Origin of the sequence: Vibrio ulleungensis (genome assembly GCF_016900875.1) — a bacterium.
Lineage (GTDB): Bacteria > Pseudomonadota > Gammaproteobacteria > Enterobacterales > Vibrionaceae > Vibrio > Vibrio ulleungensis.
Genome location: NZ_JAFEUM010000002.1, coordinates 245,777 through 272,139, shown reverse-complemented (window position 1 = coordinate 272,139; position 26,363 = coordinate 245,777). Strand labels below are relative to the sequence as shown.

Genomic DNA, 26,363 nt, shown 5'->3' with positions numbered 1-26,363 from the left:
GATAACCCAAAAAATGGCATTGCACCAAATTTGTCGGCTAATTTGATGTCATAATTTAGACCCCGTAGCGAAACAGAGAACTTCCTGTTAGGTAGCTCTTGATTTTGCTTGAGGCTCGAGACCCCACAAAAGGCACTCGGGATACAATATTGGCGATCTCCTCAGCCAATGTGTTTTGCTGATGTTGATTTAGAATGATACCGCATACATTGGCGTGGGCTTTTTTAAGCAGTGCGGTCGCGTCGTGAAGGTCATTTGTGTTGCTTTTACCTGCCGACACAACCAATAGTGTCCCCTGGACAACATTTGCAATGGTGACCGTGGGGATGTTGGATTGGTTGCATTGGTTTAAGGCAGTGCTGTCTACGATAATTTTGTCGTACTTAGCTTGCCATTTCTCAATGCTTTTCAATAGATTGATAGGATCTCTAAACGCCAGTTGCCTGTCTAGTGTCGTGGGAGCCTGGATCCCAGAAAAACAATGCTGACTCTGATTATGGCGAATAAACTCTGGTGTACTGCCTTCCACCTGTGTCTCTGCGGGCAATTCAAATGCATCAAAGCTGGGGTTAAACAGGTTAAAGTCGACCAACAATGTTTTGTAACCTGCTAGCAAATAACGCTCGGTAAGAGCCATAGCAACGCTAGTCGCACCTGCTCCCGACTTGTCCGCGGTTACGCATACAGTATCAATCTTATCCAGCTCTAGCTGTATGAAGATTTGTTCAATCTCTGACAGGGTTGCGGATAGGCTCATTATAGCGCTCCAATTAAGACGATTGTGGTTACGATTTTGAATACATCATCTAGGCTGTTGCGAGCCTTTTGAGCAAAGCTTTCTTTTTCATGAGGAACATATACCGTATCACCTGCGCGTATAACAGGAAGCTGTCTAAAGTTAGCCGTTTTACTAAACTCGATAAGGTCAAAAATGCGTGCTTGGTTTTGACAACATGATAGGTTCACAATGCTGATCTTTTCTAGATAGGCAAACTCGCTGGTGCCTCCAGCTTCGGCAAGCAAATCTAGAATTGTCATGTTGTCATCAAAGTTATAGCGGCCGGGGTTATTTACTGCTCCTAACACGCGTACGGTGGTCTCTTTAGGAGTATCGAGCCAGTTTTTAGATTTCTCTGGAATGTAGATAGTGTCTCCCGGTACGACAACAGGCAATAGTGATTCGTCCCCTGTTTCAAAGTAAAGCGATAGATTGAGTTTGCTTACTTGCGCGTGTGCCTTGTTGCGATGAGTTACGCGAACATTGTGAATATCGGCATCTTTAGTTGGGCCATCCGCGGCTGATAAAATGTCGAGAAAGTGCATCTCTTTGGTGAAGCGGTAGCGACCTGGAGAGTTAACTTGTCCGAAGACATAAATTGACGCATCAGAGCTTTGACGAACCCACTGGGATTTATTGTCAGATGGATCTTGTGGTAAGTCGTGTACTCGGACGATAGCACCCGCCGAAATTTGAGGAAGCTCACTCGCCTGAGCGCCGTTTTTGATGTAGTTGTCGAGGTCGAATATCACTACAGGTCCACGTCCTGAAGCAATCTCAATTTTTGTGGTATCGGCGCGCAAGGTAGGGCCGCCAACGTGAGCCAGCAAATCCATTAGATCCATCTCACTGGACCATTCAATGCGTCCAGGTCTAACAACTTCACCAATCACTTTCACTGCTCGACTCGGAGCCACTTTAAGCCATGACTTCTCATTCATGTCGGTTTTTTCAGGGACAAATAGTGCGTCACCCGCTTCAATTTCAGGAGGCATTTGATTGGTCAGCCCTTCTGAATAGGCAGTAAGGTCAAAACGAATAACGCGACCATTTGCTTTAATTAGCCTAATTTGACGAGATTCTGCAAAGCGCGTTGGGCCGCCTGCGTTTGCCAGAATATCCATAAAGGTTGCGCCTTTGTTTCCCTCATAGGCACCAGGAAAAGCCACTTCTCCCATCACATACACAGTATTGGCGCCAGATTTGATCTCTTCTTCCATTTTTGGAACAAATACAGTCGCGCCAGCTTCGATGTTAGGTAATAGGCTCTCGTCGCCTGTGTCTAAATAGCGTTTCAAGTTAAACAAGGCTGGGGTGTTACCCGAAATCACGCGGATCTGCTCTACACTGGCGTAGCGAGTTACGCCGCCTGAGCGCATCAACAAGTCCACTAAGTTCATCTCTTGTTTGTAGCTAAAAGAGCCAGGCGCATTCACCTCACCAAAGACTTTAATTGCGGTGCGGCTGTCGGCGCTGTCACCGGCATTGGCAAGCTTGGCGGCGTCAAATTCTTGTTCAATGTTGCCGACAAGCGGGGATGCTGGGATAAACAATGTATCCAATGAAGCCAGCTTAGGCAGTGTGTTGTTCACACCCGTATCTAAAAACTGCTTATAGTTAAATAGTTTTACTTCTCCAGCTCGCTTTAGCTGAAGGCGGTCTAATTGCGCACCAGCACGCAAGCCACCTGCGGCGTAAATCGCCATTTGTACGGTCGCGTTGTCAGCCAGAGTATATTCACCTGGGTTTTGCACGTAACCTTGCACTGAAATCAAGATTTGTCGCTTAGCCACAAACACTCTCAATGTGTTGAGATCTCGGTAGGCTTGGCTCAATTGCTCGCGCACTGCTTTGTCCAATTGGTCATCTTTGTAACCAGCAACGTATATCGGTCCAACTTCAGGCAGCTCAATTCGGCCTGTTTTATCCACCTGAAAGGCTCTATTTAAACTGGCTTCACCGGGTAGGTTAATCTGCACGCTATCGCCAATTTGTACTGAGTTTGCGCTGGCAAAAGCAGAGCAGCTGATTAACACGGCAATGATTGCGATGCGACGAATCAGGGTGAGTGTAAGGTGTAAGGTGCTCATTGGTTGCCTCCTGTCGAACTGGTCGATACAACATCAATGCTGACTCGGCGGTTAGTCAATTTGGTTGCCGCGCTCTCACCTTCAAAAAGAGGTAGCGTATCGCCAACAGAAAGGGTTTGAATGCGCATAGGTGGTAGACCAAACACAGTTAAGTAGCGTTTGACTTGGTCTGCGCGACCCATTGCGAGCTTATCGTTGTATTGAGCATCGCCAGTGACATCAGCGTGCCCGGTCACACGTAAATTTAAGTTGGGATATTGGTTAAGCAATGTAGTCGCTTTGGCTAGGTGACCCATGTACTTTGGATTAATCTCAATCGAGTCGATAGCAAACTGATTATCAATATTCAGCAGCTCTACCAGTTCGGTGATCACGGCAACTTCGTTTTGAAATGCAGCATTATGTTCTGGTGGGACGCAACTCGCTTGAGAGCGCACGTAATCGAGCTGATTTTCCAGTTTGGCTAGGTTTTTTCTCTGAATCACAATGTCGTTTGCCGCATCAAGAAGCAGTTGTCCTTCAAGCTCTCGTACAATGCGATTTTCTTTGGTTTTTGCTTGCACTACGGCTGCGGGAAAACACCACTCTGCGCCTTTTTGGATCAAGGAGTCCAAATGCAGTTTGGCTAAATGAAAGTCAAAACGTAGACCATGCTCTGGTCCCATTGGCTCATCGGGCATCACGGGAGAGAAGTCTGACGCAGAGGCAAATTCACCTAAACCACCTTGGCCGTGGTCAGGGTAGCTGGTGCAACCGATGACGGTTGCAGCCAGCATTGATACAGACACGTTCTTTATAGTTAGATTAGCCATACTGTCGTTCTCCGTTGAGCGCAATGTTGTTGATTATTACTGTGTCGAAAAAGTTTGGGTGAAATAGCTGTAGTGCTATACCTGTGTTGCTACAGCGTTTAATGGGATTGCCTGACCGATTCGAAGCAATTCCATCATTTTTAGCGGTTGTCCATGAGCATTACAGATGCTCAAACTTCTATTACGTTCATAAAGGCGCTTATAAAAGTAGACAATGGTGCCAATGCCAGAGGTATCGAGAAAATCGACGTGTTCGAGATCGATGGTGATGTGCTCATGGCTGTCGTCGGTAAGTAGCTTATCGATACAGACTTGCGCTTCTTTTATGGTTTGAGCGTCAAAGTCTCCAATGACACAGAGCGATAGCGAGGTGTTATCTACTGGGGTAATTTGCAGTTCCATAATCCTGTCTCCTAACTGTGTTCTTGCGAATGCAATGTAGTTAGAGCAGATTACGTGCCAAAATATATTTTATTTTATATTCAACGGCTTATGGACTATTTCTCATATTGAGAAATAGGCTTGTTGGTCTATTCTCATTTTGATTATTCGTCTAATAACCATTTTGAGAGGACATTTGAGAGCTCAGTCGATGTATACGGCTTGGTTAAAATGTCATCCATGCCTGATTCAAAGCAGAGTTCGCGCTCTGCAGCTGTCGTGCTAGCGGTGAGGGCAACGATTGGCAAAGTGAATCCGAGCTGTCGAATTTTGCTGGTGGTTTCAAATCCGTCCATACCTGGCATACGGCAATCCATTAGGATCAAATCGTAGTGGCTTGCTTTGACAGCGTCGAGCGCGTCGATACCACTGGGCATGATATCGGGGGTGATTCCAATTTTGATTAACATCTGTTTGATGATGATCTGGTTTACCGTAATATCCTCGACCACCAAAATTTTGGTGCTTTTCGGTAACTCCGTGGTGCGTTGTTTGGTTATTTGGGCAAGGGAAGGCGCCGATTGCTCTGCCTTATGCAGTGGTAAGTGACCGTAAAAGCGAGTCCCTACATTCACTTCGCTTTCAAACTGAATGTCTCCACCCATTAATTCGAGCAATTGATTACATATTGCTAACCCAAGCCCTGTTCCCTCAAAATTGCGTTTGCTTGATCGATCGGCCTGAGTGAAAGGTTGAAATAATTTATCAAAATCAGAAGCATTGATCCCAATACCACTGTCACTAACTTCAAAGCTTAATATGTTGTTATGCCAACTAAACTTAACGGAGACAAAACCACGGTCTGTGAAACGTATAGCGTTGCCGATGAGGTTAACCAACACTTGGGTTATACGCTCACGATCTCCATTGACGAGACTTGGTAGCGACGTGTCACCGTCGATACAAAACTCTAAGGATTTTTCGATGGCTTTTGGGGAAAATATACTGCGTAACGTGTTAATTAAGCTGCACATTTCAAAGTTGTTCGGGATCAGCTCAAACATACCAGTGTTAATCTTGCTGAAGTCGAGCAGGTCGTTAATGATGACCCTTAAAAACTGACCAGATTGTGACAAGTTGTTGAGTAAAACATCTTGCTGAGCATCGAGCGGGGTTTGAGACAATAATTCTGCGCTACCCAATAGGCCATTGAGCGGGGTTCGTAATTCATGATTAATCATCGCTAAGAAATCACGAGTAGACTGCTCTGACTGCTCGGCTTTTTTACGAGATTCGATGTTTCTATCAATAATAAGCTGCCGGTTTACCGCACCAGCCAAGAGGGCCGCAACTAATTGAAATGAGCGCTGAACAAACTCTAAATCATAGTCGGTTTCTATGACTTCTATACTCAGAATACCAATGTCTTCTTGCTTAGCCATCAGTCGAATATGCAACACGCGATCTTGCCATTGGGTTTCGGCAACGTCTTTCGCAATGGCACTAGAGCCGTAATGTGGCTTTTGTAACTCGAGATTGAGTTTAGGGTTAAGCTTGACGTAACTGGAACAAATAAGCGGGGTTTGGGTGAGTCTTCGGACTAAGTTCGAGATTAAAACGTCGTCTAAGTGATGGTTTAGAAAGGCTCTACCAAAGTAAATGAGCAACGCATCTATATGTTGCTGAAACTCAAGTTTAAGCATGTTCTGCTGAGACGAACGTTCGAGCTGAGCAACCGCGACTTCAAGTTTTTGATTCGCTTGAAATAATTCTAGACTTTTTTGCTCTAACAACTGCTCAGCCTGTTTTCGTGAGGCTATTTCTCGCGCTAACTTACGCTCAAGAGCGCGAGTTGAAACGGTGTTATTTTGCGCCTTGGGTACTTTGTTTTCCACGCCTAATCCTTAACAGATACTCATTCAATTAGATTAACTACAAATCGAACTTCGCTTCCTTGCTCGTTAAGCGATTGAGATCCAATCTCTATCTGTTGGTCAAAGTGTTTTGCGCACCCTTTTAATAGCCCAATACAGACATGACCCATGCAACGTGCACTAGAGTAATCGAACACCAGCTGTGTTTCTGTTTCTGATACAAAATCAAATTTCGGCGGGTTAGCATCTGGGTACAGTTTTTTCACTTCTACATGGATGTATTCTTCTACATGGCGAACAAAGTCAAAGCAGTGTGTGCAATCTAAAATGCCTGCATTATCAGGTAGGGTATTCAGTAAACTGATGAAAACGGTTTCACCAAATACTTCTTGTAAGGCGTCCGCTGGGATATCGGTGGTTTTACTCAAATTGACAATCAGTTTAACTAAACTTTTATGATCGTAACTGCCTACTGAGGTGTAAATACCTTGATCTTCAGAAAGGTCGAGTACTTTATCTAATGTTTCTAAACCGAATTGTTGTTCGACAAGCTCTAAAAACTCAGTGAAAATTATTCCTTTCATTTCACCATCCTTAGTGATGTTGGTATAGCTTATAGTATTGAGTTTAGTCCAAAAAGACTAGGTTACGTAACGCTGTACACTAAAGTTATGATATCAGCGATCCATGAAACGCAAATGACACGCAAACCATAAAAAAACGGCCCACATAAGTGAGCCGTAGTAGTGCATTACAAAAGGAAGGGGTTATTGAACAAGACCCACTTCTTTGTAGTATTTAAGAGCGCCTGGGTGAAGTGGTGCAGAAAGTCCATCTTTCACCATTTCTTCTTTCTTCAGGTTAGAGAAAGCAGGGTGCAATTTCTTAAAGGTATCGAAGTTCTCGAATACTGCTTTAACGATCTGGTATACCGTTTCGTCTGGTACATTGGTAGAAGAAACGAAGGTTGCACCAACACCAAATGTCATGGTGTCTGCATCGTTACCGTTGTACATGCCACCCGGTACAGTTGCTGTACGGTAGTAGCTGTTATCGCTGATCAGAGCGTCAACTTTCTCACCAGAAACATTTACAATGACGCTGTCACATGAAGTCGTTGCTTCTTTGATTGCGCCACTTGGGTGACCTACTACATACACCATAGCGTCAATTTTGTTGTCACATAGTGCTTTAGATTGCTCAGACGCTTTAAGCTCTGACGCAAGTTTAAAGTCACCTTTATCCCAACCGTAACGTTCCATCAGCACTTCCATCGTACCGCGCTGACCTGAGCCAGGGTTACCAATGTTTACGCGCTTACCTTTTAGATCTTCAAATGTCTTGATACCAGCATCGGCACGAGCGACTACAGTGAATGGTTCAGGGTGAACCGAGAATACTGCACGTAAGTCTTCGTATGGACCTGCATCAGAGAACTTACTAGTACCATTGTAGCCATGGTACTGCCAATCTGACTGAGCGATACCTAGGTCAAGTTCGCCTGCTTTAATGGTATTGATGTTGTAAATCGAACCACCGGTACTTTCTACTGAACAGCGAATGCCATGGTCTGCACGAGACTTATTAACTAGACGACAAATAGCACCACCGGTTGGGTAGTAAACGCCAGTTACGCCACCTGTACCAATAGTTACAAAGCTTTGGTTAGCTGTAGCGACTGATGAAAAGCCAAGAGCTAATGCTAGACCTGTAGCGGTCAGTAATCCTGTTTTGCGATTCATAATTTTCCCTTTAATTGAGTTCATCTCTGTTTCTCACAACAGTGTAGTCTAGAATTGGTTTGTGTAACAAATCCTAGAGCTATCTATAAAAACAGTTGCTTAGCACAACTATTTTCGTCCACATTAAAGCATAGCAAAGCTATTTCACGTGTGCTTTAACCTCAAATTTTGTGAGTTTTTTGTGACTGAAACTGTAGTTTTGAACATTTTCCTCTCAAAAACTTAAATATTTTTCATTCTAATTAAGCGCTTAAAAGAGGTTACTGTTTAACAAATGAGAAGAATGCACGTATTCTAATCGGGGATTTGGCCTAACATGGATTTAGTTTTGAGACTCTCTTTTATCAATCGTTCGTTTATCGGCTCCATAGCAATACTAGCTTCAACTCTAGTTTGTGCGGCGAGTCCTGTGCCCAAGTACAACCTTGAGCGCACTGAGCACAGCGAAGGGTTTGCCAATAAGCTGCTTTTGCCATATGCGTTCTCGACCGAGACTATGGGGTTTAATGTTGGTTTGGGAGGCATGGTAAACGGAGCTATCCAAGATCAGTTAACCATTGGTGCTACCATGTATGGTGGCGCAGACAGTTATGGCGCGGCATTGGGTTTTTGGAACCTCCAAATACCCGGTACAGAGCGTTGGTTCGTTACGGGATTGGGTTTCTTAGGCTATTTCCCAGAACAAACCGCTCACGCTTCGGTGCCGAATGAGCCTATACCTTACCAGCGTCCATTACCTGGAAGCAGTCATTCCAGTCCAGATGATGCAGTGGTCGGTTCGGGATACTCTAATTTTGTCGAGTTACAAGTAGAGTATGTTTTGCCTATTGGACACCACCGAGAAACATCAACATTAAACTATAGAACGCGCGGCGGACTGCTTTCTAATCCCACGCCACACAAATCGTGGAACCCGTTAACAACCGGCTCTTCTTTAATCATGCTGCGCGGTTTCAGTCAGTACGAAAGTTATGAAAACCCAGATTTATCTGAGATTGCAGGCTCGGTAGGTGGGCTAGAGTTTGGATTGCATTACGATAATACTGATTTTGTGCCAAACCCTTCAAAAGGATCTCGCCAATACATCGCATATACACACGATGGTACGCTATTAGGAAAAGATCGTAGTTGGAACGCGATAGAATTTGATACCAGTCACTATTGGGATTTGGGTGAGTCTGATTGGGCAAGACAGCAAGTACTAGCGTTTAATTTCTGGACGGCCTATTCACCATCCTGGAAAGTTATCGATGTAGACGGCAGCTCACGATATGTTGCCAATGGCGCACCATACTCACAAGGGGCCTCGCTTGGCGGGTGGAATCGAATGCGAGGTTATGCTTCCAATCGTTTTCACGATAAAGCGGCTATCTACTCTGCACTAGAGTATCGCTACACCTTAGATTACAACCCTACACCAGATATTCCGCTTCTTTCACTGTTCCAGATAGATTGGCTGCAGGTTGTGCCGTTTGTGGAAGTGGGTGAGGTAGCGCCCGAGTACAGTGCGCGTGAGCTATTTTCAAATATGAAATACGACGCCGGAGTTTCTTTTCGAGCATTCGCCGCCGGGTTAGTGGTGCGATTGGATTACGCTCAGTCTCCGGAAGGAAGCGCCCTGTGGGTTATGGCGGGGCATCCATTTTAGAGCTATCTATACTCAAGTTTATTGGCACCGGATCGCGATAAGTTCAACTTGAGTAGCATTTCTATTGAGACGGTTGTCGCGATGGTCATCATAATAAAAATTGCCATCATGATCACAAGCTGATATTTGATGGCAATAAGTGGCGATACACCACCCAAGATTTGCCCTGTCATCATGCCAGGTAGCGACACCAAGCCTGTCGTCGATATGGTTGCCAGCGTCGGTGCAAATGCACTTTTCAACGCATCTTGGACAAATGGTTGGCACGCATAGCGCCCACTCACTCCTAATGCGATTGCGCCTTGATATTCCATTTCTCGTTCTGAAAAAGCTTTAGTCAGGGTTTTAAACGCAATAATAATGGCGCTCATGCTGTTGCCAAGTAACATCCCACCCATTGGGATTAGGTATTGAGAGCTATATAGGGGAGTTGGTTGGATCAACCATACAACAGTGACACACAATACCGGAAACAGCCCGCAACAGAGTCCGACCACCACAGAGGCTAAAGCCTGCTTGCGAAGCAACTGCGCTTTACTGATGATGGCGCTACCACCCACCAAGGCCATCACTAGCAACCAAGCAATGTTGATGACAATACTGTCTAGGGTAAAAAGAAATTCTAAGTAAAGTCCGACAAGAAATAGTTGGATGGCCATCCTCGCGATGCTAATCAGAGCATCTTTGCTTATATTAAGTCGATAGTATTGGCTGATCCCGAGAGGTATGAGAAGCAGGATGCTAAAAAGGCCAAGATCAAGCCATGCAATGTCTAAAGATTGCTGCATTGAAGGTCTCATAGATGTTGAATGAAGAGGTAGTGTAAAAGTGCTGACTTACTCTGGCAATGCTTTTACTTGACTAGATTTTGAACTGGTTTAATAGTCGTTTGATCTGAAAAGAAAAAACGCAGCATTACGCTGCGTTCTATTTAAAATCAATGAGTAATTAGTCACTCGGCTTGCACATGTATTCTGCGCGCCACATTAGAGGTGAGTGGTGTTTTATGATAGATAGCAATTGTGTTCCACTCATTTGCGGAATAGACAATTGAATTTTAGGCTCGTTATTACCTCTAGAATAGGCACTAATACGAGTAAATATGGCTTTACTGTGCGATTTAAGCGTCGATTTATTGAGACATAGCCCGTAGCAGTCGCGTTGCATGTGCACCTCCCATATATTGCGCAATCGATTTCGTTGGCTTCTGATTTAATATTAGCCATTTTCTTGCAAATAGGGGAAGTGAATTTGTAAGCAAAAATTAGAAAATCGCCCAATATTGATCTTGATCAAGGTTGGGCAAAACTTGAACTAGATTTTACAATGTGAACTGTGCAACAAGTTGATTAAGCTCATTGGCTTTTGTTTGTAAAGTGTGGCTTCTATCACGGTTCGACTGAGCCATTTCTTCAGATTGTTGGCTTTGATCGGCAATCGCCACGATGCGTTGCGAAATGTCTTGGCCAACGATACTTTGCTCTTCAGTGGCGGTCGCAATTAAGTCATTCATATCCATAATTGTGTGGATAGAGTGTTGAATTGATTCCAAAGCCACTTTCGCTTGCTCTGATTCTTCGACTGACGCCTCACCACGTCGAGTACTCGAATCCATTGCGCTCACGGCTGCGTCAGATGCTGCTTTGAGGCTTTCTATCATGTCATGGATTTCACCGGTGCTTTCTTGAGTACGACTGGCTAGTTGACGAACTTCATCCGCAACAACCGCAAAGCCACGACCTTGCTCACCTGCTCGCGCAGCCTCGATTGCGGCGTTAAGTGCCAGCAAGTTGGTTTGTTCGGCAATGCCTTGAATCACCGATAGGGCTGCTGAGATATTTTGAACATCTTCTTCTAGCTGAGAGATCACGGTATTGGCTTCAGAGACTTCTGTTGCCAGTTCGGTCACTGTGTTTGCCGCAGTGATCACTGTGTCCATAGCTTCTTTAGCGTTTGTTTCTGCTTCTTGTGCTGCGCTGGCTGCTTGGTTCGCATTGCCAGAAATCTCGTGCGCTGTGGTGGTCATTTCGGTCATTGCCGTCGCTGCTTGTTCCGTTTCTTGGCGCTGCGATTGGCTAATTTCCTGTACTTCATTTGCGGTATTGTTCATCTGCTGCGTTTCATCTTGAACGTTTACCGAAACTTCTCTCACCATAGTGATTATGGAATGCAAGTTCCCTAAGAAGTGGTTGAAGTCGCTGGCTAGCTTACTGAACTCAGGAATTTGTGAGTCGTTAATGCGTGCCTTAAGGTCGGCATCTCCAGAGGCGAAGCGTGCTACTGACGTACTAAATTCGTTAAGTGGAGTGCTAATAGAGCGGTAAATGAACAGACCAAACGCCAGTGACAGGACGCTCACTGCGATACACATAAGTAGAGTTTCCCACAGCACTTCCTTTTGTGTCTCAGTGGCTTGAGATTGCATTAGCGCAAGGGTAGCGTCAATAGAGTCGGTGTAAAAGCCTGTACCCACTACCATATCCCATTCTGGAATGTAAACGGTGTAGCCCATTTTGGGCAAAGATTGAGTTTGGCCAAGTTTAGGAAAGTAGTAAGTAGTAATGGTGGATTCACCGCGTTTTGCGCGCTCAACAAGCTGCTGAATAAATAGATTACCCTCGGTGTCGCGAGTATTCCAAAAGTTGTCTCCAATACCTGCGTCGCTCTTACCCAGCATTAGACGAGTCCCTTTCGAGTCGTAGGCGAAGTAGTAGCCAGTTGGACCAAAGGCGAGGTTTTTCAAAAGCGATAAAGCTTGTTCTTTCGTACCATTGTTTTGACGAAGATCAGCGAGTGATGTTTCTGCAACCTCTACCAACGAGCGTAGCTCGATACGTTTCATTTCCATCATCTGTTCTTCAGCAGACGTCATTTGTTGCTCAGTAAGTAACTTGGCTTCATATTGGGTAAACGCAAGCATCGAAATCGATATGATCAATATTGGGATGAGCGTCAAAGCGACTAAACGCTGGCGAATTGTGAGTTTCATAAGTTGTTCCTTTACCAAAATATTCGGGGTAACGAGTGCATCCGACGTTTTATTTTTATATTCGCACCGGATACAAATTGTTACATTTTTCCGGTGTCTTTCTATCTATCGACCTCACGAGCAAAATATTGAGTGGAATTTTTAACCTAATATTCAGAAAGTGAATAATAAAATCTCGTAGTATTGATAATGTGCATGCGTTTATTTGGTGAGGTATAAGTGGTTTTTTTAGATTTGTATGGAAACGTTTCATAACCTCATGGATCCACTATAAAAAAACGCCCTTAGAGGTGTTACCAACCTAAGGGCGCTGTTGTCGAGCAAGCGTGGTTTATCTAGATGTATTTATTGTTTTTGTGGGGGGAGAGGAGCATCTATTTTTTATGCCTCCACATTTCGCTCAATTAACAGGATCCGAACTTCATAAGGTTGCAATTGCTGAACTTCACACTGAATGTCAGCTTGGCTGGTGCGATAGTTTCCTAGTATGCACTTTGCTTGAGACACGCCAATGTTTGAAGGGAGCGTATAATCCACTGGGTTATCATAGAAGTTATTAATACACACTAATTGCTGATTGCCGCTCTCACGTAAGTAGGCAAATACTTGGCTATGCTCTGGCGCTAAATCTAAGTAAGTGCCATCAGTGATCACTGGTACTTGCTTACGTAATTCGATAAGCCGTTTATAGAAATAGAATACCGAATTGAGATCCGCTACCGCATTTTCTGCGTTAACCTCTTGGTAATTGTTAGCGATGTCTAACCATGGAGTACCACCTGAAAAACCGGCATTATTCGTGGCGTTCCATTGCATAGGTGTACGAGAGTTGTCGCGGGATTTTTGGCGTAAAATGTCCATCATGTCAGAGTGCGAAACGCCTTGATGGCTCACCATAATGTCGTACATATTAGTGCTTTCAACATCGCGGTATTGCGCGAGATCTTGGTAACCAGGATTGGTCATGCCAAATTCTTCCCCTTGGTATACGTAAGGGGTGCCCTGCATCATATGTATAGCCGCACCAAGCATCTTGGCTGACTCGACACGATACTCGGTGTCGTTACCTAATCGGCTCACCACTCGTGGCTGATCATGGTTACACCAGAAGAGTGCTCCCCAACCTTTGCCATTGAGCCCGGTTTGCCAGGTATTAAAAATTTGCTTAAGCTGTATGAAGTCGAAGTCCGCAGCAGTCCACTTATCACCATTAGGGTAATCGACTTTAAGATGGTGGAAGTTAAATACCATCGACAATTCTTTTTGATCCAGTGATGAGTATTGCTGGCAATGCTCTAGGGTTGTTGACGACATTTCACCCACGGTAACGCTGCCGTATTTTTGAAATACAGCGTCACTGATCTCTCTCAGATACTCGTGTACGCGAGGACCGTCAGTATAATATTTACGTCCGTCCCCCGAATCGTCAGATGGGAAATCTTGTTGCTTTGAAATTAGGTTAATAACATCCAATCTGAATCCATCGACACCTTTTTTAGCCCAAAACTGGATAACACGTTTTACTTCTTCTCGAACCGTAGGGTTTTCCCAATTGAGATCAGCCTGCTCTTTGGCAAAAAGGTGTAAGTAGTATTGCCCCGTTTTTTCATCAAGCTCCCATGCGTTACCACCAAACTTGGATTCCCAATTATTAGGCTCACCGCCGTCGATGGGATCTTTCCAAATATAGTAGTCGCGATAAGGGCTATTTTTGTCTCCCAGAGCCGATTGAAACCAGTGATGCTCTGTGGAGGTATGATTGACCACAATATCCATAACAATACGGATGCCACGCTGATGCGCTTGTGCTAATAACTCATCAAAGTCACCCATCGTGCCAAAGTCTGGATTAACACTGTAGTAGTCGGAAATGTCGTAGCCGTTGTCAATCATCGGGGATTGATAGATAGGGGTTAGCCAAATCGCATCGACGCCTAGGTGTTTTAAGTAATCGAGCTTTGAAATGATGCCTTGAATATCGCCCGTACCTTTTGCTTGTGAGTCACAAAAGCTTTTTGGATAAATTTGATAGATTGTGGCGGTTTTCCACCAGTTTGGATCTTGGCTTAAAAGGGTCATAGCGTTTGCTCACTTACCGAAAATAAATCAATGAAAAGGGCGGAAAAGAGTCCGCCCTAAAAGGTGTAACTGTTATGCGTTGGCGAGTTCTAACTCACCTTTCATTTGCGCACGCTTATAGAACATCAGCGTTAATAGCATTGGGACACAGATAGCCACCAACATGGCGATAGCATAGATGCCCCAGAATTGTGGTTGGATAGACAAGATGCCTGGAAGACCGCCTACACCGATACCGTTTGCCATAACACCTGCTGCGCCACACACACCGGCTGCAATCGCACTGCCAATCATCGCGCTTAGCATTGGGAATTTGTATTTCAAGTTGATGCCGTACATGGCAGGCTCTGTTACACCTAAGTAGGCCGAAATTGCCGCAGGTACAGAGATGTCACGTTCACCGGCTTTACGACTGATGATAATGATACCAACGACTGCTGATGCTTGAGCAATATTAGACAGTGCGATAAGAGGCCAGATTGGTGTACCACCCATATCTTGCATTAGTTGAAGGTCTACGGCGTTTGTGGTGTGGTGAATACCGGTGATAACCAGTGGCGCATAAAGCAAGCCAAAAATCATTGAACCAAGCATTGCAAAGTCACCCGTCATCGCAGCTTTAGCCGCAATACCCACACCATCGCCTAACATTCGGCCAAATGGGCCAATAAGCGAGTGCGCCAAAATAACAGAGACAAGGATCGAAACGAATGGCACGACTACAAGGTACAAGTACGACGGTACAATTCGTTTCAGGGACGTTTCGATAAACGCTAGTGCCATACCGGCAAGCATCGCTGGGATAACCTGAGCTTGGTAACCGACTTTTTCTATCACAAACAGTCCAAAGTCCCATACACCAGGGTCTTGCTGTCCTATTAAATAGGCGTTCATGAGCTGTGGCGACACGAGAGTAATACCTAGTGTAATACCCAAAATTGGCGTTCCGCCAAGTTTGCGAACGGTAGACCAACAAACACCCACAGGTAGGAAGTGGAAAATAGCTTCACCGATAAGCCACAAGAAAGCGTGAACTGACGACCAAAACTCGCTGATTTCAGTCAGTGATTTGCCATCAAACATTTTGATGTCGCCAATCACATTTCGGAAACCAAGAATCAAACCACCAGTAATGATTGCAGGAAGAAGAGGGACAAAAATTTCTGCAAGGTGGGAGATGCCGCGTTCAACAATATTCATGTTTTGACGTGCAGCATTTTTTGATTCATCTTTTGATGCCGATGATTTACCGGAAAGTTCAATCAGTATCTTATACACTTCGTCGACTTCGGTACCAATGACCACTTGGAATTGACCAGCATTGGTGAAGCAACCCTTAACCAATGGCTGCTGTTCCAGTAGTTTAACATCGGCAGCATCGGTGTCATTTAACACAAATCTTAGGCGTGTTAAACAGTGACTGACACTGGCGATATTGTCGCTGCCACCGACTAATTCGATAAGACGTTGAACGTCCTGTTTAGCTATCTTACTCATAGTTTTTGTCCACTTTGGATATTTAAATTGTACACTTCTTACGTATGTTTTGCTTATTAATGGGAATGTTCCCATTCGTTAAGGTGAACAATACATAATCAAACAAAAAATGTAAATTGGGAACATTCCCATACCTTGAGAGTGATCACAAACAAATGTTGTTTAATGATGTTTCTATAGTATAGATCGCTCAGACTGAGCCATCGGTCTGAGCTAATCGCTAGACTAAGACTAAGACGAAGACAAAGCAGAAAAGACTAAAGCGATTAAGACTGGGGTGTTTGTGTTAAATGAGTGATAGCGGTATCACCAGCAAGCTTCTTAATGAGCATGTTAGCTGCTTTCTCACCCGCTAAAGCATAACCGGGGTCGACACTATAAACGGTCGGAAACAAAAACGAGAGTAAAGATGAGCCCCCAACACCGGTTACAATGACGTCACTCCGACTCAGCTCTTGCAAACGTTTAAGCACGCCTAATGCAAGGGTGTCACTAGCACAGACAATAGCTTGAGTTTGTTCTGTTAGAACGTCATCTGTCGCGGAGTAAGCGCTTTGATGAGTTAACTCACCGGTTGCAAAATTTGGGGTGACATTATGTCGTTCGCACCAGTTTTGATAGGCAGTAAGTCGCGCCAAACCGGTGGTTCTATCTTGCGGATCAACCCCTACAAACGCAATATTGGTCAGCGCTTTTTCTGTAAGGTGAGCCAACGCATTTTCAATCATTCCTTGGTTGTCGTAATTGATGGACGATACCACTGGTGTGTCCATAGCAATCACCACCATTTTATTTGTCCATGGAAGCAGGGCGTTTTCATCGCAATGGGTGAACCCAAATAGGATCACACCATCGACATTGCGTTTGTACAACACGTCAAGATGCTCATTGGTTTTAACGGTATCTAACTGGCTTTCCATAAACACCACGTCGTAACCATTGGCATACAAAATATTAAGCATTGGGCTTACAGCTTGGTTTTCTGATACTGAATCGAGGCGAGAGATGATCACACCGATCACTTTTTGACTGCCACCGCGCATCGACTGAGCTGACTTGGAAGGAACAAAACCGGATTCCTTGATCACCTGCTCGACTTTTTCTCTAGTCTCTGGCTTCACTTTGGGATCGTCGTTAAGCACTCGCGATACCGTCGATTTACCTACGCCAGCGAGTTTCGCGATGTCAATAATGGTCAGTTTTTTAGTCATGCTGTCGATTGTTTAGAAAACAAAGCGTTACTATAACAAAGGAACGACAGGTGGGTTAAGCGTAAATGAAGCGAAATAGGGCTACGGTGGGATTTCTCTGGGCAAATCGCCATTGCTAACGAAGAGAAAGCGTTTCGAAAATCGTATCAAAACATATAACCCCACTACATACAGTGGGGTTTTAAGTCATAAGTTATCGCGGATGCATCATTAACTTTTAGTGTTAATAACGTTTAAGCTTCTTTCGCAGTAAGCTGCGCAGACTTAGCTTGTTTCTTTCTGATACGAGCAAACAGGCCGCCAATAATAACAATTCCGCACAATGCGTAAGTAACCATGAATGACGTGTCACCTGAAACCAAACCAAGATCCGAGAAGGTAATGTACGCGCCAAGCACCATGTAAAGGATTACCGCAGATGCTTCAAAACGGAATTCCCAAGGCTTAATGTCCATATCTTCGTTTACAGGTAGAACATAATCGGTATCACGTGGCCTCACTTTTCCAAACGCGAACATGATTACGCAACAGAACACAAACAATACCGCCAATTGGTGGAAGAAGTGCAGCTCTGCGAGAGGCTGCAGTGGACCAAGGTATTGGTGCATTGAAGCAGGCGTAAACTGGATGATACCGTAAGTAAATACAAATATTGCTAACGATACCTTTGCAGCAATTGCAGGAACACGTTTAGTGATGTAGCCCATAAACACGATGGTGAAAATAGGCACACTGAACAGACCGGCTAATCGCTGCAATAAGTCAAACAGTCCGTTCGGAGCAAACATGATAAACGGTGCGATACCGACCGATAAAATCGCGATAAACAGTCCGAAAGAGCGGCCTTTGTTGACGAGTTGCTCATCAGTGAGCTTGTTCTCTTTGTCAAAAATTGGCTTGTACACGTTAAGTGTAAAAAGGGTCGTCGATGAGTTTAATACACCGTTGAAAGTAGACAAAATGGCACCAAACATGGCTGCTAAGAAAAAGCCAACCAGCGGTTTAGGCAGTACTTCATTTACAAGGCGGGTGTACATGGTGTCGGCTTCATAGCTTTGACCTGCCGCGTCAGCGGTACCAAACATGTGATAAGCGATGATCCCCGGAACAATCAAAAATAGTGGCGTGATCACTTTAATCGCACCCGCTAGAATGACGCCTTTTTGGCCTTCTTTTAGGTTTTTAGCACCAAGAGCACGCTGAATGATTGCTTGGTCTGTGCCCCAGTAATAAAGGTTTACGAGCAGTAGACCAGTAAACATGGTTGAGAATGGTACATTTGGATCGTCTTCTGCACCAACCGCTTGAAGCTTGTCGGTTGCGTTAGTGGTGATCACCTCAACGCCATGAAAGAAACTGCCGTCACCTAACACAATCAGGCCGAAAATTGGGATCATAAGTCCACCCAATATCAGTCCAACACCGTTCATGGTATCGGCGATAACCACCGCTTTTAGTCCACCATAAATGGCGTAGAACAGACCTAAGAAACCAATGATGGATGAAATAAGCAAGATAGCTTGGAAACGATTAATCCCGAGCATTGTCTCGATGTCAAAGATGCCACCAATCACCATGGCACCGGCGTAAAGGGTGTTTGGCAATAAGTTTACAATGTAGCTCAGTAAGAATAGTACGGTCACAAATTGCTTAACCGACAAGTCGTATCGCGACTCCAGAAAATCTGGGATCGTGGTGATGCCTTGTTTAAGGTAACGGGGCACCAAAAACAGCGCGATGATGATCAAGGTTATCCCTGATGCAACTTCATAACCCATGACTGACATATTGCCTTTGAACGACAGTGCGCTCATACCAACAAAACTGGTGGCAGAAAGGTTTGTGAGGATCAGTGAGCTGGCAATGAGTCCGCCGGTGAGGCTTCGCCCACCAAGGAAGAAGCCGTCTTTGGTGTCATTTTTTTGATTCTTCACCCGTGACCAGGTGACAAACACCACAAAGCCGGTAAAGAATAAGAATGACAGTAGGATTGTCATGGGCATGATTATTAGTCCTTAATTTTTAGTCTTATTGAATAGTATTTTTTTGTGGCTAGACCGCGCAGCGCACGTCGCTACGAAGCGATTGATGCGCCGCAGTCTAACCTTGGATTTATTGAGTATTGCTATGGCTGTTTAGATTTTTTGTAAATGCACCATTAGCGCGGATTCTGGGTCCAAAATAGGCAGTGTTAAACCGATTTCTTTGAGGTTGTCGCCACTTAAAGTGAGCGTTTTGTCTAGCCATTTTGGACGCTGTTTCATTAGCTGGAAACTGGTTTGTGGCATCTCTACTAACTTCACTTGGTACTTGGCGTTAATGTCGGCACAACTGATCCGAAGTGGCGAAGGAAGCGCATGATCTGGCATGGCTAACTGACATACTGTGATCAACATTTCGTTGTCGCTTTCCACTCCGTAAATGTTCTGATTTTTATCCGCAGGATCGATCCTAAAGCTTCGGCCGCCGTGCAACAGATGACGATATTGCTTGTGCAGGGCGATATATCGAGAAAATGCCGCTTTTTCTTGGGTAGACTCTTTTACCGGATCCAGCTCCACGCCCATATGACCGCTTAATGCCGTTACACCGCGCATGTTAATGCCGTGTCGACGGTTGGTTGAGTGGCACTCTGCAGGTCCAATATGCGCACCCATCACTTCTGGTGGGAAGAAATAACTCATGCCTTTCTGGATGGCTTGACGCTCTAGGGCATCGTTACAGTCAGATGCCCAAAAACGGTGAGTACGTTTAAGAATTTCAAAATCGATGCGACCACCACCGGATGAACAGGATTCAATTTCGACATTGTTGTGCGCGTGATTGAGAGCATCGACTAATCGATACAAAGCGTGAGTTTGACCATGCACCGCTGGGCGGCCCTGATGCCCTGGCTGGACGAGTTCACGGTTCATGTCCCATTTAAGGTATGTGATGTTGTAACGAGTGAGCAGATCGTTAAGTCGCTCAAACAAATAATTAAAGCAGTCGGGATTTTGCAAGTCGAGAACGTATTGCCAGCGACCAGACGGTTGATGATACCCTTTAAGGCCTAGCACCCAATCAGGGTGGTTGCGGTAAAGGTTGGAATCTTCACTGACCATTTCTGGCTCAACCCATAGACCGAATTCCATACCTTGCTGATTTACGTGCTCAATGACAGGCTCCAAACCATTAGGGTATTTTTGTTCGTCTAAATACCAATCACCCAAGGCTGCTCGCTCACCGTCGCGGCCGATAAACCAGCCGTCGTCAATGATGAATCGCTCTACACCCATCTCTGCGGCTTCAGAGGCCATTTTTTTGATGTATTCTGGTTTGTGGTCAAAATAGATCCCTTCCCAAGTATTAAGGTGAACCGGGCGTGGCTTTTTAACTGGGAAAGATACGATGTTATCGCGTACAAATTGCTGAAAGCGTTGGGAGATACCGTTGAGACCTGTTTGACTGTAGCAGCCATACAGCCAAGGTGTTTGATACTGAGTGTCTACATCTAATATCGACTCTCCTGATAAAAGCAATTCACCAGCCTGAACAAAACGTCGTCCGTCACTGCGAACGTCTGCGCGCATTTGATGGTTACCACTCCAACCTAAGTGAAAACCCCAAACTTGACCCAGTTGTTCACTAAATCCGTTACTGCCGACAAACAGACCCGGAAAGTTTTCGTGGGATGTTCTGCCGCGACGGTTTTCTTGCATAAATCCGCCGTGCTCAAAGCGTTGACGCTGAGTTTGAAACTCATGGCACCATCGACCATGAAAGGTCATGAGCTCGTTGGCGTGATTAGGTAATGGTAGGGTAGAGGAGAGCTTTCCAAGATAGTACTTGCTGTTACCCATATTTCTCACTGTCACACGCTTTTGAACCACGTCGGTAGCGGCATCCAACTTGATCTCAACGGTCAACTCGAGCTGAGCAACATCGTCATTCATGACAAATGTGGCGTGATTGTTCTCAACCTTGGTAGACGAAAGCTGAAAAACGGGTGCCCAGTCATAACCGTCTCGATGGCCTTCAATGCCCGGTGCATTAAAGTGACCACTTCCTAATTCAGGACACAGGGACAGCGGAACGTCGACATCAAGGCGCGCCTGTGAAATAGGACGCTCTGTTGATAGCAGTAAGTCTTCATCAATGTGTGCAATCTTAGCCCCCCAGTGAAGAATCTCTGGCACTTTATCTGTCTTGATGATCAGACTGTGGTTTTTGCTTTGCAGATGTAAAAATTTTGTCATACCAAACTCTTTATGTTTTCGTGAACATTATCTGGTCGCAATAGTGCGTCAGTGACAAAAATTTTGTAGTGAAAGTGACTCTATGTGTGATCTAAACACACTTGTATTTGAGGGAAACTTGCTCTAGATCGACTGTTTTCGAGAACATTTATTGGTGTTTTCGGAAACATTTTTAGAGGTGTCACACAGTTCGAAAAGTGCAGTTGGAGTAACATTGACGAGTACGAGGTGAGCTAGATGGTAAATACAATGAATGTAACCTTTAAAGATGTCGCAAAATTAGCCGGTGTATCGACTCAAACAGTTTCGCGAGTTACTAACGGCTCAGAGAGTGTAGCGAAACAGACGCGCGATAAAGTGAATCAAGCGATCAAACAACTAGGGTATGTGCCTAACAAAGGCGCGCAAATGTTGAGCCGAGCAAAATCGACCAATATTGGTTTGATTACGCTAGACATGGCGTTACATGGTGCAGCACTTATTGCAGACGGTGTAAGAAGAAAGGCGCATAAGCTAAATTTTGGAACAGCCTTTTCTGTAGTCTCAGAGCCGGGTCTCGACAGTATACATGTGGCAATGCGAGAACTGATTGCTCAACAAGTCGATTGCATCATTTTAAACGTTCCTCTATCTAAGGAAGAGGCTGTCACCTTAGTCGAACAATTTCCAAGTTTGCATCTTATCTTCATTGATGTGCCGGAATCGACTCCCGTACATTGGGTACATGGTGAGTATATCCAGGGCGCAGCCCAAGTTATTCAGCATCTGATCGAGGGAGGGCGAGAAAAGTTCTTATTAATATCAGGCCCACGCGAGTCCAGTGCAGCGAACAGTCGATTACACGCATGGCTTGATGAAATAGATAACGCTAATAAAGAGGTCACGTTTCAGTACCAAGGAGATTGGCAAGCAAGCAGTGGTTATTTGGCCGTGCGAGAGGCAGTAGGTAAGCATATTGAGTTTGATGCCATAGTGGTGGCGAGCGATCAAATGGCTTTAGGCGCATTGCGAGCATTGGATGAACTGCAGATTCATGTACCAGAGCACGTTGCAGTAACGGGCTTCGATGGGATTCATGATAGCGCTTACTTTACCCCACCACTGACGACGGTTAAGCAAGATTTTATCGCGGTTGGCGAGAAAGCGGTAAAAGAAGCCATACTCTTAAAAAACCAAGACCCACTATTTCGTGGGCCACTAGTACAGCGCCGGATTGCTTCTGAACTGATCACCCGAAGAAGCAGCGAAAGTAAAGTTTCTAAGCAAAACAACAAACTTAAGATCAAACAATTACTGCGACAAGTAGAGTTGCTGGTCAATGAAAGCTGACGTTCGTTCGTCCTCAGGTGCTAGCCGTGTATGCTGGCACCAGTAGGTTTTTCGATATAGCCAGTAGAGATTTTGGTCTTAACACGCTTTTGAATCTATGCCCGCCGGTAACACACATTTACTAAAAATCGCACCTATTTCCTTGTCTATTTACTAATTCTTTAGTTTATATTCATCTTTCCATGAAACAGTTTCATGAGTAAATGAGAATTTGTCTAGACATTCACCCTTTGAATATTTACCGATAAATCTGCGTAGTCATTGTGATTTTACTCACGTAAATCCATCAATTTCTAACAGATACTCTGCTGTAAGCGGTTTCAAGTGGTGAGGAAATAAACCTGTGACAACGATAAAAGATGTGTCGGAACGAGCAGGAGTTTCTCAAGCTACGGTATCTCGAGTCATAAACGGAACCAGTGCGGTTAGTCCAGACAAAAAGTTTAAAGTCGAACAAGCGATTCAAGATCTGGGTTACCGACCAAACAGTATTGCACAAGCGTTAGCCTCTAGCCGAACAGACAGCATTGGTATTGTTGTTCCTGAGTTAGGTAGCCCATTTTTCGCCAGCTTGTTGCAAGAAATAGAAGATAACTTAAGACGATTTGGTTATCACGTTGTGGTAACAGCAGGCTCAAATACCCAAAAAGGGCAACAAGAGTCAGTGGATTTTTTATTGGGACGTCGTGTCGATGCGCTGATCCTCCATACTCTGGAGTTGAGTGATGACTTCCTGATTGATTTAGATAAACGCAGCATTCCAGTGGTTTTGGTCAATCGCTTCGTTCCAGAAATGGCGACTAGCTGCATAGGCATTGACAATGAACTTGGTGGCATAGAAGCCACAAAGCATCTCTTAGAAAATGGACATACGCGCATTGCGTGCATTACCGGACCTCTCGATAAGTCTGATGCACGGGGTCGATTACTCGGTTACCGCAAGGCCATTGAACTTGCAGGGCTAGAGTATGACGAGATGTTAGTCGCTCAATCGGGCTTTACCGAAAAAAGCGGATTTAAAGCAATGGAAAAGCTCTTGCAACGCCGAGAGCAAGGACACTGTAATTTTAGCGCTGTGTTCGCATCGAATGACCATATGGCCGTTGGTGCAATGGAGTGTATGAAAGAACACGGTTTGGACATTCCACAGGATATCTCTGTGGTGGGATTTGATAACGTTAATTTCTCGCGCTATTTATCGCCTGCATTAACAACCATTCACTTTCCGATTGAACAAACTGGAGTGGAAGCCGTGAATTTAACACTGGCAAAACTCAAACAGAGTGTACGAAACGTGAATTTCACGCTATCACCTACTTTAGTAGCGCGGAATTCGGTTAAGGACCTAGAGAAAAAACCCTACGATTTTAATAAGGAAATAATATGAACTTCAAAACCTTAGCTCTATCAGTTGCAGTAGCTTCGGCCCTTGGTGCCACAGCTGTTTCAGCGGCAGACAGCCAGATCCGTTTCGACGGTTTTCCAGATTTTGATAGCAGCCTAAAAGTAATCCTTCCTGATTTTGAAAAAGAAACAGGCATCAAAGTGGATTACTTGATGAACAACCACGGAGATCACCACACTAAACTGACGACTAACCTAGCAACAGGTTCTGGCGCAGGTGATGTTATCGTAGTAGACGTAGAAAAAATCGGTCCTTTTGTTGCGTCTGGCGGCCTTGTAAACCTTTCTGAGAAATACGGCGCAGACAAGTACTCTGAAACATTTGCACCTTACGCTTGGACACAAGGTAAAGGCGGCGACGGCGACGTATACGCTATCCCTGTAGACCTTGGCCCAGGTGTTATGTACTACCGTACTGATGTGTTTGAAAAAGCAGGTCTAGACATCAATGAAGTGATCAAAGACTGGGATTCTTACATTGCAGCGGGTGAAGTTCTTAAGAAGCAAAATGTACAGCTAATCGCTTCTGCAGCTGACGTTGCTCAAGCAATCATCTTTACTACTGTTCCAGAAGGTGAAGGTCTGTACTTTGATGCTGAAGGCAACCCAGTAGTCACCTCTGAGCGTTTTGTTCACGCATTTGAAACAGCAAAACGTATCCGTGACAAAGAGCTTGATGGCCGCATCCTAGCATGGTCTAACGAGTGGTATGAAGGTTTCCGTAACGGTACTCTAGCCACACAGCTTTCTGGCGCATGGCTACTAGGTCACCTACAGAACTGGATGGCACCTGAAACAGCAGGTAACTGGAACGTTTCTAACCTTCCAGATGGTATTTACGGTAGCTGGGGTGGTTCATTCCTATCTATTCCTACTCAAGCCGAAAACCAAGACGAAGCTTGGAAACTTATTGAGTACATGACAACCAAACGTGATGTTCAACTTGAAGCGTTTGAAACTATTGCTGCATTTCCTGCGAACGTGTCTACTTACGATGACCCAATGTTCAACGAGAAAGTGGACTTCCTAGGCGGACAAGAAGCTCGCGTACTGTTTGCAGAAGTGGCTCAAAACATCAAGCCAGTTGCTCCAGCAAAAGGCGACCACGTTGCACGTTCAATCATTCTTGAGAATGCTTTGATGGAAGTACTTGATGAAGGTAAAGACATCAAAACTGCACTTGCTGATGCGGAGCGTCTAATCAAGCGCCGCACTCGCAACATGTAATAAAAACTCACTATTAATCTTTACACTTAATTGGGGGGCGATTTTCGCCTCCCGCATTTAAGAGGTCGTTACCATGAGCCACGTTTCTGACAAGGCGAGTGAAACCATTGAACAAGAAAGTTTTTTTTCTCGGTTCAATTTGAAAGCGCTTACACCGTATGGTTTCCTGTTACCTTTCCTAGTTATATTCTCTATCTTCGGGATCTTCCCGTTACTGTTCTCTGTCTTTCTATCCTTTCACGAGTGGAACCCCGTTGAAGGCTTAGGGGCCATGAACTATGTGGGTACAGAAAACTATCACCTTGCATTAACCGACCCGTGGTTGTGGCGTTCACTTCGCAACACCATTTGGTTAGCACTGACATCTGGTATTGCACAGCACCTTGTGGCGATTCCAGTTGCTTACATTCTTGTTTCGATGGGGCCTAAACTTCGTCATTGGTTGACCTCGGCTTACTTCTTGCCGTACATCACCTCGACCGTTGCCGCGTCGCTTATCTTCTTCAACATGTACTCTCCAAGCTCAGGCATCATCAACCAAACGTTGATCGCACTTGCTGAAAACCCGCTATTGGGTTGGGCGTTCGCGTGGGTACTTGAATTTCAACCTATTCGCTGGCTAGACGACGCGACAATGATCAAACCGTCTATCGCGATTGTGGTTTTCTGGAAATACACCGGCTTTAACATTGTTCTTTACACCACTGGGCTTATGACGATTCCTAAAGAAATCTTGGAAGCGGCCCGAATGGATGGTGCTAATGCGTTCCGACGTTTCTGGTCTATCTCACTGCCGATGATTCGTCCGTTCATTTTCTTTGCCGTCACCATGACTATCATTGGTAACTTGCAACTGTTTGAAGAACCGTTTGTATTGACTCGTGGTACAGGTGGTACAGGTCAAGCTGGTTTAACCATCTCTATGTACCTTTATAAAGTCGGTTGGGAATGGCTAGAAATGGGTACTGCATCTGCAATTTCTTGGCTGCTATTTGCCCTGATTGCCTGCTGTACACTCGTCCAATTCTTATTCTTCGGTAAAAAAGGCTTACAAGGGAATTAAT

General features: G+C 44.8%; 19 protein-coding genes. 5 read left to right on the top strand and 14 right to left on the bottom strand.

The window, feature by feature from the left end:
- Window positions 1–55: 55 nt before the first annotated feature.
- From JQC93_RS06110 to JQC93_RS06080, 7 genes are all read right to left on the bottom strand, one after another.
- Window positions 56–757, bottom strand: a complete 702-nt coding sequence (locus JQC93_RS06110) for an AAA family ATPase (RefSeq protein ID WP_205157593.1) — start codon at window positions 755–757, stop codon at window positions 56–58.
- On the bottom strand, window positions 757–2,868 hold the full coding sequence (locus JQC93_RS06105; RefSeq protein WP_205157592.1) for an SLBB domain-containing protein: 2,112 nt from the start codon (window positions 2,866–2,868) through the stop codon (window positions 757–759). The genes JQC93_RS06110 and JQC93_RS06105 overlap by 1 nt, the downstream gene beginning before the upstream one ends.
- Window positions 2,865–3,680 carry an OmpA family protein gene (locus tag JQC93_RS06100; RefSeq protein ID WP_205157591.1) on the bottom strand — a complete coding sequence of 272 codons (816 nt, stop codon included), beginning with the start codon at window positions 3,678–3,680 and terminating at the stop codon, window positions 2,865–2,867. Before JQC93_RS06100 ends, JQC93_RS06105 begins: the two co-directional genes overlap by 4 nt.
- Before the next feature lie 75 nt (window positions 3,681–3,755).
- The gene (locus JQC93_RS06095; protein WP_205157590.1) at window positions 3,756–4,082 is read right to left on the bottom strand and encodes an STAS domain-containing protein; all 327 of its coding nucleotides are present in this window, start codon (window positions 4,080–4,082) and stop codon (window positions 3,756–3,758) included.
- Window positions 4,083–4,225: 143 nt separating this feature from the next.
- Window positions 4,226–5,956 (bottom strand): ATP-binding protein, encoded by a 1,731-nt coding sequence (locus JQC93_RS06090; protein WP_205157589.1) that lies wholly within the window; start codon window positions 5,954–5,956, stop codon window positions 4,226–4,228.
- 20 nt (window positions 5,957–5,976) lie between these two features.
- Window positions 5,977–6,519, bottom strand: coding sequence for a heme NO-binding domain-containing protein (locus tag JQC93_RS06085; protein ID WP_205157588.1), 543 nt, complete (start codon window positions 6,517–6,519; stop codon window positions 5,977–5,979).
- 183 nt (window positions 6,520–6,702) lie between these two features.
- Window positions 6,703–7,677, bottom strand: a complete 975-nt coding sequence (locus JQC93_RS06080; protein ID WP_205157587.1) for a TAXI family TRAP transporter solute-binding subunit — start codon at window positions 7,675–7,677, stop codon at window positions 6,703–6,705.
- Between the two features lie 409 nt (window positions 7,678–8,086).
- On the opposite strand from JQC93_RS06080, the gene JQC93_RS20445 reads away from it, so the two are divergent.
- On the top strand, window positions 8,087–9,325 hold the full coding sequence (locus JQC93_RS20445) for a BamA/TamA family outer membrane protein (RefSeq protein WP_205157586.1): 1,239 nt from the start codon (window positions 8,087–8,089) through the stop codon (window positions 9,323–9,325).
- A 2-nt stretch (window positions 9,326–9,327) separates the two neighbouring features.
- Here JQC93_RS20445 and JQC93_RS06070 read toward each other — a convergent pair whose 3' ends face one another.
- The 7 genes from JQC93_RS06070 to JQC93_RS06040 form a co-directional block, all read right to left on the bottom strand.
- Window positions 9,328–10,113, bottom strand: a complete 786-nt coding sequence (locus JQC93_RS06070) for an ABC transporter permease (RefSeq protein WP_205157585.1) — start codon at window positions 10,111–10,113, stop codon at window positions 9,328–9,330.
- A gap of 533 nt (window positions 10,114–10,646) precedes the next feature.
- A complete protein-coding gene (locus JQC93_RS06065; protein WP_205157584.1) occupies window positions 10,647–12,314 on the bottom strand; it encodes a methyl-accepting chemotaxis protein in 1,668 nt (555 codons plus the stop codon).
- 381 nt (window positions 12,315–12,695) lie between these two features.
- The gene (gene treC / locus JQC93_RS06060) at window positions 12,696–14,393 is read right to left on the bottom strand and encodes an alpha,alpha-phosphotrehalase (protein ID WP_205157583.1); all 1,698 of its coding nucleotides are present in this window, start codon (window positions 14,391–14,393) and stop codon (window positions 12,696–12,698) included.
- A gap of 72 nt (window positions 14,394–14,465) precedes the next feature.
- Window positions 14,466–15,890: a PTS trehalose transporter subunit IIBC gene (gene treB / locus JQC93_RS06055; RefSeq protein WP_205157582.1), complete on the bottom strand. Its 1,425-nt coding sequence runs from the start codon at window positions 15,888–15,890 to the stop codon at window positions 14,466–14,468.
- Window positions 15,891–16,156: 266 nt separating this feature from the next.
- On the bottom strand, window positions 16,157–17,101 hold the full coding sequence (treR, locus tag JQC93_RS06050; RefSeq protein WP_205157581.1) for a trehalose operon repressor TreR: 945 nt from the start codon (window positions 17,099–17,101) through the stop codon (window positions 16,157–16,159).
- Window positions 17,102–17,334: 233 nt separating this feature from the next.
- A complete protein-coding gene (locus tag JQC93_RS06045; protein WP_205157580.1) occupies window positions 17,335–19,104 on the bottom strand; it encodes a solute:sodium symporter family transporter in 1,770 nt (589 codons plus the stop codon).
- Between the two features lie 132 nt (window positions 19,105–19,236).
- The gene (locus tag JQC93_RS06040; RefSeq protein WP_205157579.1) at window positions 19,237–21,339 is read right to left on the bottom strand and encodes an alpha-galactosidase; all 2,103 of its coding nucleotides are present in this window, start codon (window positions 21,337–21,339) and stop codon (window positions 19,237–19,239) included.
- A 249-nt stretch (window positions 21,340–21,588) separates the two neighbouring features.
- Here JQC93_RS06040 and JQC93_RS06035 point away from each other — a divergent pair, with 249 nt between their 5' ends.
- The 4 genes from JQC93_RS06035 to JQC93_RS06020 all read left to right on the top strand — a co-directional run bounded on the left by JQC93_RS06035 (window position 21,589) and on the right by JQC93_RS06020 (window position 26,362).
- Window positions 21,589–22,668 (top strand): LacI family DNA-binding transcriptional regulator, encoded by a 1,080-nt coding sequence (locus JQC93_RS06035; RefSeq protein WP_205157578.1) that lies wholly within the window; start codon window positions 21,589–21,591, stop codon window positions 22,666–22,668.
- Window positions 22,669–23,011: 343 nt separating this feature from the next.
- Window positions 23,012–24,055 (top strand): LacI family DNA-binding transcriptional regulator, encoded by a 1,044-nt coding sequence (locus tag JQC93_RS06030; protein WP_205157577.1) that lies wholly within the window; start codon window positions 23,012–23,014, stop codon window positions 24,053–24,055.
- Window positions 24,052–25,299, top strand: coding sequence for an ABC transporter substrate-binding protein (locus JQC93_RS06025; protein ID WP_084887736.1), 1,248 nt, complete (start codon window positions 24,052–24,054; stop codon window positions 25,297–25,299). Before JQC93_RS06030 ends, JQC93_RS06025 begins: the two co-directional genes overlap by 4 nt.
- A gap of 73 nt (window positions 25,300–25,372) precedes the next feature.
- Window positions 25,373–26,362, top strand: coding sequence for a carbohydrate ABC transporter permease (locus tag JQC93_RS06020; RefSeq protein WP_205157576.1), 990 nt, complete (start codon window positions 25,373–25,375; stop codon window positions 26,360–26,362).
- Window position 26,363: the final 1 nt, after the last annotated feature.

Coding starts and splice junctions, on each gene's coding strand:
- JQC93_RS06110 (WP_205157593.1), bottom strand. CDS start 757: ATGAGCCTATCCGCAACCCTGTCAGAGATTGAACAAATCTTCATACAG.
- JQC93_RS06105 (WP_205157592.1), bottom strand. CDS start 2,868: ATGAGCACCTTACACCTTACACTCACCCTGATTCGTCGCATCGCAATC.
- JQC93_RS06100 (WP_205157591.1), bottom strand. CDS start 3,680: ATGGCTAATCTAACTATAAAGAACGTGTCTGTATCAATGCTGGCTGCA.
- JQC93_RS06095 (WP_205157590.1), bottom strand. CDS start 4,082: ATGGAACTGCAAATTACCCCAGTAGATAACACCTCGCTATCGCTCTGT.
- JQC93_RS06085 (WP_205157588.1), bottom strand. CDS start 6,519: ATGAAAGGAATAATTTTCACTGAGTTTTTAGAGCTTGTCGAACAACAA.
- JQC93_RS06080 (WP_205157587.1), bottom strand. CDS start 7,677: ATGAATCGCAAAACAGGATTACTGACCGCTACAGGTCTAGCATTAGCT.
- JQC93_RS06070 (WP_205157585.1), bottom strand. CDS start 10,113: ATGCAGCAATCTTTAGACATTGCATGGCTTGATCTTGGCCTTTTTAGC.
- JQC93_RS06065 (WP_205157584.1), bottom strand. CDS start 12,314: ATGAAACTCACAATTCGCCAGCGTTTAGTCGCTTTGACGCTCATCCCA.
- treC (WP_205157583.1), bottom strand. CDS start 14,393: ATGACCCTTTTAAGCCAAGATCCAAACTGGTGGAAAACCGCCACAATC.
- treB (WP_205157582.1), bottom strand. CDS start 15,890: ATGAGTAAGATAGCTAAACAGGACGTTCAACGTCTTATCGAATTAGTC.
- treR (WP_205157581.1), bottom strand. CDS start 17,101: ATGACTAAAAAACTGACCATTATTGACATCGCGAAACTCGCTGGCGTA.
- JQC93_RS06045 (WP_205157580.1), bottom strand. CDS start 19,104: ATGCCCATGACAATCCTACTGTCATTCTTATTCTTTACCGGCTTTGTG.
- JQC93_RS06040 (WP_205157579.1), bottom strand. CDS start 21,339: ATGACAAAATTTTTACATCTGCAAAGCAAAAACCACAGTCTGATCATC.
- JQC93_RS06035 (WP_205157578.1), top strand. CDS start 21,589: ATGAATGTAACCTTTAAAGATGTCGCAAAATTAGCCGGTGTATCGACT.
- JQC93_RS06025 (WP_084887736.1), top strand. CDS start 24,052: ATGAACTTCAAAACCTTAGCTCTATCAGTTGCAGTAGCTTCGGCCCTT.
- JQC93_RS06020 (WP_205157576.1), top strand. CDS start 25,373: ATGAGCCACGTTTCTGACAAGGCGAGTGAAACCATTGAACAAGAAAGT.